The 13,006-nt window shown below is 69.5% G+C and carries 13 protein-coding genes and 2 pseudogenes; 12 read left to right on the forward strand and 3 right to left on the reverse strand.

Annotated features, from left to right (window positions below):
* Positions 1-653: 653 nt before the first annotated feature.
* The 5 genes and pseudogenes from ACWGIU_RS13495 to ACWGIU_RS13515 all read left to right on the forward strand — a co-directional run bounded on the left by ACWGIU_RS13495 (position 654) and on the right by ACWGIU_RS13515 (position 5,264).
* A complete protein-coding gene (locus ACWGIU_RS13495) occupies positions 654-1,139 on the forward strand; it encodes a cation:proton antiporter regulatory subunit (RefSeq protein ID WP_453705344.1) in 486 nt (161 codons plus the stop codon).
* 4 nt (positions 1,140-1,143) lie between these two features.
* Positions 1,144-2,403 (forward strand): cation:proton antiporter, encoded by a 1,260-nt coding sequence (locus ACWGIU_RS13500; protein ID WP_453705346.1) that lies wholly within the window; start codon positions 1,144-1,146, stop codon positions 2,401-2,403.
* A 339-nt stretch (positions 2,404-2,742) separates the two neighbouring features.
* A pseudogene (locus tag ACWGIU_RS13505) lies at positions 2,743-2,943 on the forward strand (hypothetical protein); the annotation flags it as partial.
* 350 nt (positions 2,944-3,293) lie between these two features.
* Positions 3,294-3,848: an NAD(P)H-dependent flavin oxidoreductase gene (locus ACWGIU_RS13510; RefSeq protein WP_453705348.1), complete on the forward strand. Its 555-nt coding sequence runs from the start codon at positions 3,294-3,296 to the stop codon at positions 3,846-3,848.
* Positions 3,849-4,892: 1,044 nt separating this feature from the next.
* Positions 4,893-5,264: an NADPH-dependent FMN reductase gene (locus ACWGIU_RS13515; RefSeq protein WP_453705350.1), complete on the forward strand. Its 372-nt coding sequence runs from the start codon at positions 4,893-4,895 to the stop codon at positions 5,262-5,264.
* On the opposite strand, the gene ACWGIU_RS13520 is transcribed toward ACWGIU_RS13515, so the two are convergent.
* Positions 5,240-6,256, reverse strand: coding sequence for a helix-turn-helix domain-containing protein (locus ACWGIU_RS13520; protein ID WP_453705352.1), 1,017 nt, complete (start codon positions 6,254-6,256; stop codon positions 5,240-5,242). The two genes, ACWGIU_RS13515 and ACWGIU_RS13520, sit on opposite strands and share 25 nt — an antisense overlap.
* 188 nt (positions 6,257-6,444) lie before the next feature.
* On the opposite strand from ACWGIU_RS13520, the gene ACWGIU_RS13525 reads away from it, so the two are divergent.
* From ACWGIU_RS13525 to ACWGIU_RS13540, 4 genes are all read left to right on the forward strand, one after another.
* Entirely contained in the window at positions 6,445-7,350 is a 906-nt protein-coding gene (locus tag ACWGIU_RS13525) for an NADP-dependent oxidoreductase (protein WP_453705354.1), read from the forward strand.
* Between the two features lie 1,242 nt (positions 7,351-8,592).
* Positions 8,593-8,907 carry a hypothetical protein gene (locus ACWGIU_RS13530; protein WP_453705356.1) on the forward strand — a complete coding sequence of 105 codons (315 nt, stop codon included), beginning with the start codon at positions 8,593-8,595 and terminating at the stop codon, positions 8,905-8,907.
* 349 nt (positions 8,908-9,256) lie between these two features.
* The gene (locus ACWGIU_RS13535; protein WP_453705358.1) at positions 9,257-9,805 is read left to right on the forward strand and encodes a DUF2637 domain-containing protein; all 549 of its coding nucleotides are present in this window, start codon (positions 9,257-9,259) and stop codon (positions 9,803-9,805) included.
* Positions 9,806-10,436: 631 nt separating this feature from the next.
* Positions 10,437-10,694 (forward strand): hypothetical protein, encoded by a 258-nt coding sequence (locus tag ACWGIU_RS13540; RefSeq protein ID WP_453705360.1) that lies wholly within the window; start codon positions 10,437-10,439, stop codon positions 10,692-10,694.
* 226 nt (positions 10,695-10,920) lie between these two features.
* On the opposite strand, the gene ACWGIU_RS13545 is transcribed toward ACWGIU_RS13540, so the two are convergent.
* Entirely contained in the window at positions 10,921-11,172 is a 252-nt protein-coding gene (locus ACWGIU_RS13545; RefSeq protein ID WP_453705362.1) for a type II toxin-antitoxin system Phd/YefM family antitoxin, read from the reverse strand.
* A 356-nt stretch (positions 11,173-11,528) separates the two neighbouring features.
* Here ACWGIU_RS13545 and ACWGIU_RS13550 point away from each other — a divergent pair, with 356 nt between their 5' ends.
* From ACWGIU_RS13550 to ACWGIU_RS13560, 3 genes are all read left to right on the forward strand, one after another.
* Positions 11,529-11,732, forward strand: coding sequence for a Scr1 family TA system antitoxin-like transcriptional regulator (locus ACWGIU_RS13550; RefSeq protein WP_453705364.1), 204 nt, complete (start codon positions 11,529-11,531; stop codon positions 11,730-11,732).
* A gap of 445 nt (positions 11,733-12,177) precedes the next feature.
* Entirely contained in the window at positions 12,178-12,411 is a 234-nt protein-coding gene (locus ACWGIU_RS13555) for a hypothetical protein (RefSeq protein ID WP_453705366.1), read from the forward strand.
* A 98-nt stretch (positions 12,412-12,509) separates the two neighbouring features.
* Positions 12,510-12,797, forward strand: coding sequence for a hypothetical protein (locus tag ACWGIU_RS13560; RefSeq protein ID WP_453705368.1), 288 nt, complete (start codon positions 12,510-12,512; stop codon positions 12,795-12,797).
* A 73-nt stretch (positions 12,798-12,870) separates the two neighbouring features.
* On the opposite strand, the pseudogene ACWGIU_RS13565 reads toward ACWGIU_RS13560, so the two are convergent.
* A pseudogene (locus ACWGIU_RS13565) lies at positions 12,871-13,005 on the reverse strand (transposase); the annotation flags it as partial.
* Between the last annotated feature and the right edge of the window lies 1 nt (position 13,006).

The raw sequence follows: 13,006 nt of genomic DNA on the forward strand, positions 1-13,006 counted from the left end.
CGCCGCGCGGGCATGGGCGATGCGGGCGATGGCGGTTCCGGCGCTCGCCGCCGCCAGGAGGCATCCGAGGCGGACCAGGTCGGAGCCGGCGGACCAGGTCAGTTCGCCCATGGGGGGTGTGGCGAAGCCGTTGAGGGTGAGCCAGCAGACCAGGGCTGTGCCCGGTGCAGCCATGAGCCGGGCTCCGGTGCTCAGTACGGCGCAAAGGATGGACAGGAGGAGAAGATCGATCCTGGGGTCGCCATGGCCGCTCAGGTAGTTGAGGACTGTGACCACGACGAGGGCCGCGACACCTGCGGCTGCCCACACCGAGGGGGTTGCGACGGGGTGGGGCACAGGGCGGGCACCGGAACTCAGACGCCGCCACTCCACCACGCAATTCCTCCCTCGCCCCGGGCCTCCGCCATTGGAACCTCCACCATGATGCCGGAGCCGGGGAGGAACGGGCACAGGCCAGAAATAGGGCGATGACAGCGCGGCATGACTTGCCGTCAAACCTCCCCCACACCGCTCCTCAAGAGGAGCCGCGGCATCTTCCATCGAGCGCACATTTTCACCGATTCGGGTGATTAACGAAGGGATAAGGTGACGACATGAGGTGCACTGTCCACCTCCATCTTCCGCCGATAACACCACAAACCTGGGGATTTGCCGTGCCTGTTCCTCGCGTGAGTCGTACTCCGCTGCCGGGTATAGGGGTTCGATACGACCTCACCACTCGCGAGCATCGCCGTCTGTCCGTGATCGCCCACCGCGACGGCGCCCGGACGCTGAACGCCTACCAGCGGGACGAGCCGGACGAGTGCGCGCTGTCGGTGAAGCTGACCGGCGGCGAGACGGAGGCACTGATCGACGCGTTGATGCCCTCGCACCACAGCCCGAACCTTCTCTCCACGACCGACCTGGGGCTGGTGGCGGAGCGGATCGAGCTGTCCTCCATCTCCCACTGGAATGGGCGGGTGCTGGGTGACACCCGCATGCGAACGGAGACCGGCGTGTCGATCGTGGCTGTGCTGCGCCGGGCCGGGGCGATTCCGTCCCCTGGGCCCGACTTCCGGCTGGCCGGCGGGGACACCCTCATCGTGATCGGCACCCGCGAGGGCGCCGAGGCCGCCGCTGCGATCCTCGGCCGGGAGTGAGCGTATGCACTCCTCCGCTGTCTTCCTGATCGAGTTCGGCGCGATCATCCTCGCCCTGGGCCTGCTGGGCCGTTTCGCCGGACGCTTCCAGTTCTCCCCTATACCCCTCTACCTCCTGGCCGGCCTCGCCTTCGGCAAGGGCGGACTCCTGCCGCTCGGCACGAGCGAGGAGTTCGTCGCCATCGGCGCCGAGATAGGCGTCATCCTGCTCCTGCTCATGCTCGGGCTGGAGTACACGGCGAGCGACCTGGTCTCCAACCTCAAGACCCAGTACCCGGCCGGCCTTGTCGACTTCACCCTCAACGCCCTGCCCGGGGCCGGCATGGCCCTCCTGCTTGGATGGGGCCCGGTCGCCGCCGTCGTCCTGGCCGGCGTCACCTGGATCTCCTCCTCCGGCGTCATCGCCAAGGTCATGGGCGACCTCGGACGGCTCGGCAACCGCGAGACCCCCGTCATCCTGAGCATCCTGGTCCTCGAAGACCTCGCGATGGCCGTCTACCTGCCGATCATCACCGCCCTGCTCGCGGGAGTGAGCCTGGCCGCCGGCAGCGCCACCCTCGCCATCGCCCTCGGCGTGGCCGGACTCGTCCTCTTCTTGGCCGTCCGCTTCGGCAGGGTCATCTCCCGCTTCGTCTCCAGCGACGACCCCGAAAAGCTGCTGCTGGTCGTCCTCGGCCTCACCCTCCTGGTCGCAGGCATAGCCCAGCAGCTCCAGGTCTCCGCCGCCGTCGGCGCCTTCCTCGTCGGCATCGCCCTCTCCGGGGAAGTCGCCGAGGGCGCCCACAGTCTGCTGAGCCCGCTGCGAGACCTGTTCGCCGCGGTGTTCTTCGTCTTCTTCGGCCTGCACACCGACCCCGCCAGCATCCCCCCGGTCATCCTGCCCGCGCTCGCCCTGGCCATCGTCACGGCCGCCACGAAGATCGCCACCGGCTACTGGGCCGCCCGGCGCGCCGGGATCTCCGTCAAGGGCCGGTGGCGCGCCGGTGGCACCCTTGTGGCCCGAGGCGAGTTCTCCATCGTCATCGCCGGCCTCGCCGTCACCGCCGGCATCGAACCCTCCCTCGGTCCCCTGGCCACCGCCTACGTCCTCGTGCTGGTCGTCGTCGGTCCGCTGACGGCCCGCTACACCGAACCGATCGCTACCTACGTAACCGGACTCCGCCGCAAGCAGCAGATGCCTGAGGGAGTAAAGCCGGGCCTGATTCCGGCCCAACCGCAAGCGATGGACGCGCTGGACGACTCCGGCACCGTCGGCCGCCCATGAGCGACGAGGTCTGGGCGGCGGTCACAGACCGGGACCCGGCCCTTCTGCTCGCCGCCATGCCCATACCTCGGCGGTGTGGTCGGATTCGCCAGGAACCCGCCACGCCTCCTGCTCCGCGACGTGGGATGGAGCGGGAAACCGCAAGGCACCTCTCCTCAGCGCCGGGACGCTCACCCTACTCATCACGTTGCGGCCGGTGAGCGTTGTACACCCGGCGTGGAGAATGGCGGCACGCCTGCGCGGGCGGAAGCGATGAGCCCATGAATGGCGGTCTCGGCCAGCGGTTGCCTTGATCCCCGTCGGTCGTGAACGTCGTGCACTGCAGTCACGCTGCGCCCCGACGGGGAGCGATGGCCGGCGCTGGAGCGGCCGACCTGGCGGCCCGACACCCGTGCCGCGCTCGTCTCCAAGGCCCGGGTCAACATGCACCCAAAGATGACCAACACCGCGAAAGCCACCGGCCGGTACCCGCTCGGCGTCCTCTCGGACTGCGTCGTTCATGCCAGCCCCGGACCCTGCCCACTCGACTTCCTGCCCTACACCAACCGGACCAGCCGCCCGTTCGCGGTCAACCTCTGGGTTCCCCAGCAGGACGAGGCCGGGCCATGGCCGGACCCCGCCGAAGTGGTGCCGCACATCCGGCGGCTGCACCCGTACCGCGCCGATCTCGGGCTGCCCGCGTGCGGCCGAGGACGTCACGCCGGGGCCGGACTTCGATACCCAGGTGGACGCGGTGGTCGAAGCCGAGCCCCCGGTCATCAGTTTCGTGGTGGGGATTCCGCCCTGAAGGGTTATGGACGAGGCCCGCCGCCGGGGCATCGCGGTGATCGGCACGGCGACCACCGTGGACGAGGCCGTCGAACTGGAGTGCGTCTGGCGTCGACGCCGTCGTGGCCTCCGGCGCCGATGTCGGCGGCCACCGGGGCGTCTTCCTGCGGCCGGTACGGGAGTCGCTCGTGGGGACGTTCTCGCTCGTGCCCCAAGTGGCCGACGCCTTCGGCGTTCTCGTCATCGCCGCCGACGGGATCGCCGACGGCCGGGGGATGGCCGCGGCGCTCACCCTGGGCGCCGACGCCGTCCAGATCGGCACCGCCTTCCTCGCCACCCGCGAATCGGGGGCGAGCGAAGCCCACAAAAGGGCACTCGGCTCCCCCGAGGCCCGCACCACCGTTCTCACGCGTCTCTTCACGGGCCGTACCGCCCGAGGAATCGTGAACCGGTTCGTCCGTGACATGGCCCCGTACGAGGAGACCGTGCCCGCGTACCCCGTGCAGAGCGCACTGATGCAGTCCGTCCGCCGCGAAGCCGGTGCCCAAGGGCGGGAGGATCTCTGCAGCCTGTGGGCGGGTCAGGCCGCGGCACTCGCCGGCGGCGCACGTGGGGCGCGGGACTGCCTCGATTCGCTCATGGACGACTTCCGGGCACGGGCAGGTCAGGGAGCCTGACCGCACTTTAATCCGTGCCGGGGTGGTGTCGGCACTACTTGGACCCCACGGACGACAGGCCCGCACATGCGACTTCGAGCGATGGGCGGCCAGGGATTCTCAGACCTGGCTCGGAGTAGCGCGGCCGCTCCCCGCCGCGCGCTGACATGCGGTGGCTGTCCCGCCCGCCGCGGAGGCCCGGCCTGAGCCGCCTGCCAGCCGCGCGGTCGCAGTCCCGCCCTCACCGCGCGGCTGCTGCCTGTTGTTCACGGGCCGTTGGTTGCCGCGCCTTCCCGCTGTCCCCCGCCGCTGCTCTGTCGTCCATTAGCGGCGCGTCATCGCCGGTCCCGCCGCTCCACGGCGCCGGGCCGTGCCTGCCGACACCGGGCCCGGGCCGGTTCCTCACGGCTTGGCTCCCGTCGCCGGGCGTCACGGCGTGCCAACGCCCGCGCCGTGCGTCGTCTTGGGATCTTCGATGAGGGAAGCGGGGACGACGGCGTCACGGGGCGGCTGGCGCCGCCATCGCGTCCAGCTGGGGCAGGGCCGGTTCCGGTGCGGTGCATGCAAGCCCGCGCCGACAGAGCCCGCGCGGCGTCGCCTCAGCCACCCTCGCCTTCCTGGACTCCACCCTGCGGCACAAACCGGGCGCACTGGCCGACGTTCTGTCGACCTCAGCGTCCACCAGCCGTAACGATCCACTGAGCTCCGGCACCCCACGTGTCCGACACCGGTACGGCACCCGAGGACGACCGGTGTGACGCCGGGGGGCTGCCGTCCATTGGGCGGGGAGGGCGTTGAGGGACCGAGAAGGGGTCGGGTTGTGCAGCGTGAGGTAAGCATGGGTGGGGTGGGCGGGAAGGGGGTGAAACGGCGGCTGGCTGAGGGCGAAGACGCGGAATTCCGGCCTGCTTGTAGCTCCACGGGGCTCCCCCGCAGCCGGGAACTCCCGCAGGCGCACCCCCGGCGGTGCGGAGCAGACGACACCGATCCGCTACCGGCTCCTGTCGCCGGCTGCGGGCTGCGGGCTGCGGGCTGCGGGCTGCGATCAGGGAGGCTGCCGCGGTCTTGATCTGCACTCCGGAGTACGCGGGTACTCTGCCCGGCTCGTTCAAGAACCTGCTGGACTGGACGGTCGGCGGCACCGAGATCTGCGATAAGCCCGTGGCCTGGGTGAACGCCGCCGTCTCTGGGCGGGGCCAGGGTGCGGAGAGCAGGCTGCGCCTGGTACTCGGCTACACCGGCGCCGCCATCGTGGAATCGGCCTGCGCCAGCATTCCGGTTGCCTCGCAGATGATCGACACGGACGGACTCATCACCGACCCGGCGGTGCGCGAGCAGATCCGAAGGTGCTTGCCCTGCTGGTGGAAGCGTACGAAGAGGTCACAGACCTCGACCGGTGATAGCGCCGGCGGTCATCCCGAAGCCGAAATCGGATGACTGCGCCTGAGATTGGTCACGCACCCGGCGTGCTGCCGGTCAGCGGGGCCGTGCAGCGAACTGGCCGGTTCGGGCGACCTTGAGGAGGGCGCGGCGTTGGACGGTGTCGCTGCCGGCGGGCCCAGGGTGTCTGTCGGGGGTGGCGCCGTCCAACTGCCGAGTAGCCGCAGCGCGGCGTCCGAGCGGGCGTCGGGGGCAGTGAAGACCACAAGGGAGCGCCCTTCGTCGCCGGGGAGCGCGAGCGTCTCGTAATCTAGATCGAAGCCGCCTACCACGGGATGCAGGAACCTCTTCACGCCGTAAGACTTCTCCCCCACTTCCTGCGTTGCCCACAGAGAACGGAACTCCACGCTTTGGACGCACAGTTCGGCGACGAGGCGAGCGAGTTGCGCGTCGGCGGGACGACGCCCCGCCGCGAAGCGGAGAAACCCGACGGTCTGGCAGGCGATCTCCTCCCACCGGGGGTACAGCTCCCGGGCAGCGGAGTCGAGGAAGACGTGCCGGGCGAGGTTGAACCCCGTACCGCAAGCCGAGCTGGGAGCGCCCACGAGGGCGCGAGCCAGGTCGTTGGCGACGAGGACGTCCATCGCCGGACTGAGGACGTATGCAGGGACGGCGCCCACCGCCGCCAGGAGACGCCGCAGCCCGTCCCGAACCGACATGTCCGCCGCCGGTGACCCGGCATCGGCCGAGGACGTGGCCGCGCTCCGGTTGCGGTCCCGGTGGACCAGGTCGTACATGTGCGCACGCGCGGTGGCGTCGACTCGCAGCGCCCTCGCCAGCGCGTCGAGCACGGCGTCCGATGGGTTGTGCGCGCGGCCCTGCTCCAAGCGCGTGTAGTAGACGGCGCTGACGCCCGCGAGTTCGGCTACTTCCTCGCGACGCAGCCCTGTGACCCGGCGCCGGCCCAGGGCGGGGACTCCGGCCGCCGCCGGCGTAACCAGGGCGCGCCGTGACATGAGGAACCTACCGAGTTCGCTGCCTGAGTTCATGCCCGCCAGTATCCCGGGCCAGGCGGCCGGGAACCTCCCCCTGCCGGTACCCCCCTCAGCGCCTTCCCTCCCTGGTACTCGGGGGGTAATGGCTCCGCCTCGGGCGATCCAGCACGGTGGAACCCGTCGCGACACGACGGACGCGGCGGACACCAACGAGCAGGACCGACACGACAGGAGCGCCTTCGATGCGCGCAGTGGTTTTCTCGCGGTACGGCGACGAGAGCGTTCTGGAGCTCACCCAGCGACCCGAGCCGGCCCCGGCGGACGGCGAGATACTCATTGAGGTCATGGCCGCAGGGGTGAACCCGGTCGACTGGAAGCACAGAGAAGGAGCGGTGCGCAACGATCGCCTCTTTCCGCTGGGCATGGGCTGGGACGTGGCGGGGGTGGTGCGAACCACCGTGCCGGGCGGCCCGGCCGTGGGCGAGGCCGTGTACGGGATGCTGCCGCTACCGTACGGGGGCGCCTACCAGGAACTGGCAGTCTTGCCCTCCTCCGCGGCGGCGCCCAAGCCGGCTCGGCTGTCCTACGCGGAGGCCGCCGCCGTACCCCTCGCGGCCCTGACTGCGTGGCAGGCGCTAGAAGCGGCAGGAGCGGATACAGGCCTGCGCGTCCTGGTGCATGCGGGCGCCGGCGGTGTCGGTCACTTCGCCGTGCAGTTCGCCCGGCAGCTCGGGGCGCACGTCACAGCCACCGCCTCCCCCCACAACCTGGACTTCCTGCGCCGCCTCGGCGTCAACGAGCCGGTCGACCGCACGACAGCCGACCTGTCCGCCGCGGATCCTTTCGACATCGTCCTGGATACCGTCGGCGGCCCGGTGCAGCACATGTCGTGGCGACTCCTTCGGCCAGGCGGAACCCTCATCACCCTCCCGGAACCCATCGACGAGGCATACCGCCTCCCCGGGATCGTGGCCCGGCGTGTCATCGTCGCTCCCGATGGCGCGGCGCTGCGACGGATCGGCACACTCATCGACTCCGGCGCAGTGCACGTAGAGATCCAGTCCGTCCTCCCCCTGAAGGACGCGGCGACGGCACACCGCATGAGCAGGGCAGGGCGGGTACGCGGGAAGCTGGTCCTCACCCTCTGAGGTGGCGGCCGCACGGCGACCGGCGAGCAGGGGGGCAGGGCGGATCTGCGGCTCCCGGTCGGGTTACGGAATCGTGCACCTCGTCCGTAGCCAAAGGTGCTTGGGCCGCTCCGAACCCCCGAAGCCAGAAACGGGTAATGCGCAGATTTTCGGGGTTTTGTGCGCCTTCACCAGTGTCCGTATTGCCGGGGTTTTGATGCACGCGCAATGCGCGGAACGGATTGTCAGGGTTTTCGGCGATATTAGCCGCCTTTTCGACCTGAGGTGCGGAATTGGGCGGCGCACCAGCCTGCCGCGTCTGGTTCTTCAGGCCAGGTGCAGTCGTTCAGCGCGTGGTGTCGGCTGCCGGCGAGGCGCTCTGCCCTAACGGGCTGGTGTGCAGGGTGGCCAACTCGGCTCATGGACGACTCGGAACGGCTCCGCATTCGAACGAGGGGAGACGACGGTGACGGGCCTCCCCCCTGGCCGTGTCGGCGCCGCGACTGCCGGACGAGACAGCCGGACGGCGTCTACATGGAGGGACAGGACGTGCTTGAAGCGTTGGTGGCGCCTGAGTTCGAGGGCGTCGACATGCCAGAGTCGGCCGGTCCCGGATGACGTCAGTGCGGCGCAACTCGTGCCTACCGCGGCAGAAATCAGCGCGATCCACAGGAGGATTCCTCCCACAACTGGTCCTTTCAAAAGCTGAGATGCACAGGGCTGAACCCCGGCGGCTCTCGGCATAACGCGTAGGCATATGCGGAGTTGCGGCCTCTCCTCCGATTGCAGCCCAAGGGGGAGAGGTGACCCGGCGGACCGCAGGCCGAGGAGCGGCGCGCTTCCGTGGAGCGACGGGACCGTCCGCCAGGCGGGAAGCGGAGTCAACGGAGCGGCGATGGGCGGGCTCAACCTGAGGGGCAGACAGGGATGACGGCCTGCGGCGAGAGCCGGTGATTGCGGAGACGATCCCGCCGCGCATGCGAGCCGCCGCGGGGGGTGCGCGGCACGCAGCAGGGCCGTCGCGTCGGAGCATGCGCGTGGGTGCCCGGCCGGTGCGGGACGGGGTGAAGGGTCCGTCGCGCTGTGTGCGTCGTCCGCAGCGCATCGTCTTCCGAGGTGCGGCGTGGCGGCGCGAAAAGGGGCGCGGCTACTGCCCTCCCGGTTCGTATGGAAAACCGATAGGCCCCGCGTCAACGCTTATTCGTCGACCACCGTCACCCGGATGGCACACACCCAGACCGGCACGGAGAGCGTTTATGGAATATGGCAAAAGTAGAACTCCCCTTCTTCCTCCGCAGGACTGCGCAGGAAGACGGACAGGGAGGCAGCTTTCACTCCGGGGCAACCCGGCTCGGGAAGTGGATGTTCACTCCGCCCTCCACCGACTGGGGCGAGCCCCGGAACGCCACCCTGAGACACGAAGATCTGGAAATCGATCTTCGGTACTCCTCCCCGATCCTTGAGGACTTCCTCCACACGATGAGCGTGATCCAGGTCGACTTCGGCAGGCGGATGGGGAACACGACGGCGTCCGCAACGGCTGTCGGCGAGTGCTCGGGTGGCAGCTCCCGTGTATGAGTCGTACGGGTACCCGGACATCCACGGTGTCTACCCCCAACCGGAGACCTCCGCGTTCTGGGACCGGCCAGAAAACGTACAGCACCCCTCCACCGGGCAACCGCTCGGCGGGCCCGGTGAGGCGCATCCGCCGTGGGACCCGGTTGAGGAACTCGCCATCCTTCTTCAAGAGAGCGCTGCGCCCGGGCAACCGGAGCCCTTCACCCGAGTCGGCTTCGACGACACCGGGGCCACCGGTGACACGGTCAGCACCCTCGGCCTCGTTGCAGGGCTGAAGCACACCCCTACCGGGCGTCCACCCACACAAGCCTCCAGCGGGCACCGCCGGAACCCGTCGAAGCCGCCGGCAATGACCCTGCTGCAAACGGGCAGTGCGTTCACCGCCGTGCTGGTCGGTGCCATCGCCGCTGTGGTGAGCATCCTCAGCGGGCTCGCCATCTGCGACGCCCTGCGCCACAGCGCCGAACCCCACACGGACCGCGAGGTGGCCAGCTGGTGGCCCCTGCTGATCTACGGCCCCTGGATGGTCGCCTCCCTCTCCATCCTCAGATCCGCTCTGCACCAGCGCCGCGCGCTGCATTCCTGGTCCATCGTTTTGCTGTTCTCCACCCTGGCCACGCTTCTGTGCGTAGCCCAGGCACCCAGAACGATCGCCTCCGTGGCCGGGGCTGCTCTTCCTGCCGTCGCGGCGCTGGCCTGCTTCCAGCAGCTGGTCCGCCAGATCACACTCACGCGACCGCCTCGCCAAGCCGCTCCGCGACACCGAACCCCGCCGCCCTCCGTGTCCATTCCGCTCGGGAAGACGGCCGCGGCCAGACGCAGCAGTTTCCCTCCCGGCTACCGCGCGGGAGAGAACACAGCTGTCCGCTCTCCGGCCCACGGTCACAGATTCGGGTAATACGCATAACGGTCGTACGCGTGGGGCAGTGCCACTCGTGCAAGTCAATGTCACGGTCCCAGGCTCGGGCCCTCGGTTTGGGTTGCTCAAGTCCGTACTGTCAGCGGAGTCTGACTGGCCGACAGACTTGCCGTCGGTGAGATCGGTCCGCCGTCCAAGCGCGGGGAGCGGGAATCCTGGGCGAGCGTCCCACCGGAAACGGCACTGTCGGACGACGACGCAAGAGGGTCGGGCATCCCATGAGCGGCGACCGCGAAGATCAACGGCGGTAGCAGCCGCTAAGTCCCTGGCCAACCCGGTCCTTCCCACACGTCAAAGGGGTGCTCGCCTGCACCTTTGAAACGAAGATCGAAACCGATAGTCACGGGCCGTACCCGGTCTACCCACCTGTGCCCCACCCGAGCCTGGGCTACCCACCGCGATGCGCCTCGGACCGCACTCCGGCACACCAGCGTCCGGTCACTGCGGCACATCCGAGCGGCGTGCCATGGGGAATGGTCCTGCCCGGGCAAGGCGGGCACTGCCGTCGACATCTGCGGCGTGCGTGCTGGCCAGGGCCGATGCACGGCGACCAGGTACACAACGCGCTCCGGCGCCTCATCCCCCACGCTTGCCACAAGAGGTCAGCAACATGGTGTACGAGTTGTCCCACTCTGAACGAATGCAGTGCAAGCGGCGCCAGGACGCCGCCTACCAGGCCGGCGAAGAGGCTGTAACCAACCTCCAGGCGGCGCTCGCGCTCGCGGACCTGACCCTTCCCTCCCTGAGCAACGGCGGGCCGGTGGCCGGCCGCGGTTTCGTCCGGCTCGGGGGATGCAACGCGGCCTTCGCCAACCGGCTCGCCGAAGTCATCGCCGCAGGTGCCGATGCTCTGCAGCATCAACGGTGAATCGGCAGGGCACTGGGTCCTTCTCAGCCGGGGCTGAAGCCGCTCGCGCGGACGATGCCATCCAGTTCGGCGGTGACGGACATTTGCTCATTGTGGCGGCAGGCCACCGCGTCACGGACAGCCCTCGACGCGGCAGTGTCGTGCTCGGCTCCCTACACGTCGGGATCGTCCTTGAGGAACCGGACAGCCGCGTCGATGGCGGCTTCGTCCCAGACGACCGCGTATGTCACCCGCGCTCTAGGCCGAGACGGGCACGCACGTCGTCATGTGCAACGGTCACCGCGCCGGAGGACTGCCGCTCCCGGTACAGGGCCACGGCGAGGGCGTCCTCCAGATCCGCGAGCTCCTGGGGATTGATGAGCACGGCCGCCGGCTGGCCGTGGTCGGTGATGGTGATGCGTTCGCGCGCGTGGGATGTACGACGGACCAGCGATCCGAACTTCGCTCGCGCCTCAGTGATCGGCAAAGTGTCACTCATGTGCAGAACTGTACACTTCAGGCGCCTTCTGCGCTGCGTCTCGCACCGCCACGTCGCCGGGCATCGCTACGAGGTCACATCCAAGGAGGTCGCGGCCGCCCCACGCCGATGCGAAGCGTCAGCCCCAGGGGTGTCCGGGCTCGCGGTGATCACGTTGCCGCCGACCAGGCGCACCGCCTCGGTGCGCAGCGCGGGGCCGTGCGGCCGACTGTAGTGAGGGGCGGGACCAGCGGGGCGATCCACTTGTCCCGCCCATGGCTTCATGGCGGGGTCAGTCACAGGTCGACGCGGGGGCGGTGGCGGTGCGGCGCACTTCGTCGGCGGCGTCCTGGCCAACCTGGCGCAGCCCGTCCGCCGTGCACATCACCGTGCAGGTCCTCCCCCACGACGCCGGAGCCCATCCGGGCGTCTCAGGGCAGTTCTCCATCCTCGACTTCCCGGACGCCCCTGGGTCGGGGACGGTCTATCTGGAGCGGTTCACCAGCGACCTCTACCTGGAGAAACGATCCGACGTGCAGAACTACAGCGTCATGCACGACCACCTCCAGGCCAGGCCCTGAACCCGGAGCACACCCGCCACTTCATCACCCGCGCCGCCTAGTGCTGTGGCCGGGAAGGTTTGCCGGGCTGCGGCGTCCGGTGTGGTGCATCGCAAGGCGGAGGGCTGCGGCTCGTACCGGACGTACTTGCGCGGTCCGACAACGCGGCGAGGTGCCGTGCCGGGCGTCGTGACCCGGTGAACCTTTCCGGTCACAGCACTAGGAGCTGACGGCCGCCGCATCCCTGCCACGGCGGGTCAGCGTCGGGCGTCAACGCCGACCCCCGCATTCACACGGGATGCCGAACCCTGTGGTTGTGCCGCGGGGTGCTGGCCGCCCGCCACTATGGTCGGGCGCAGTCCGCGCCGATAGGGCGTGCGCGGGCGAGGCCCGGTGACCAGAGCGCTCTGGCGGCAGTAGCACCGGGCCGCCCCACCCCCACGGCTTCTCTCCGTACCGCCGCGCGATGATGGGGCCGGCAGGGCTCGCGTGGCTGGAGCGCATCCCCATGGAGGAGGCCGTCCAGGATGTGGTGCTCGCTCTCGCCGGCGACGGAGCAGCGCCCCGTCTCCATTTGGATGACGCACGGTTGACCACGGTGTTCGCGGTGTCGGCCGTGGCCCGCTGCGTGTCCGCGTACGGGGAGGAGGCAACCATGGAGCGCCTGGACCGCATCCGGGCGTTGGTCAACCAGCCCTGAGCTGCCCGGAGTCCACCTACGGGCGCGCCGGCGCGGCTGCGGCACAGGGCGCTTCCTCGGCCGAGGAAAACCACGCCTATGCTGTGGAGTGCCTGAGCATGCCGAAGCTGCCCGTAATCCTGGCCGGCATGACGTTCGAGGCAGGGCGGTGCCCGTCCTCGGGCTCGCGGCTTGCAGCAGGGTTTTCGACGGCTCATGATCCGCTCGTGCCGTTTCACCTAAGGCTTCGCTTCGGGCCACCGATCTCTCCCTCCGTCACCGGCACGTGGGACAGCTCCAAGACCGCCGAGCGGACGTTCCGGGGGTCCATCGGCCGCTACGGCAGCCGGGCGGACGTACGGATCGAGGAACAGGCGGAATTGCACCAGATTCAACACCCGCACTGACGACCGACACCAGCCACTCGATATCGCCTGCGGCGTCTGCCTTTGCCTGCGCGGCCCGGAGCATCCGCTCGAAGGTCCCGTCCGCCGCCCACCTGCGGAAACGAGTGTGGAGACTGGCCCACGGGCCGTATCTCTCAGGCACATCCCGCCACGCGACCCCGGTCCGGAACTTCCACACGATCCCGTTCAGGACCGTCCGGTCGTCCAGC

Source organism: Streptomyces sp. NPDC054840, from assembly GCF_053611065.1.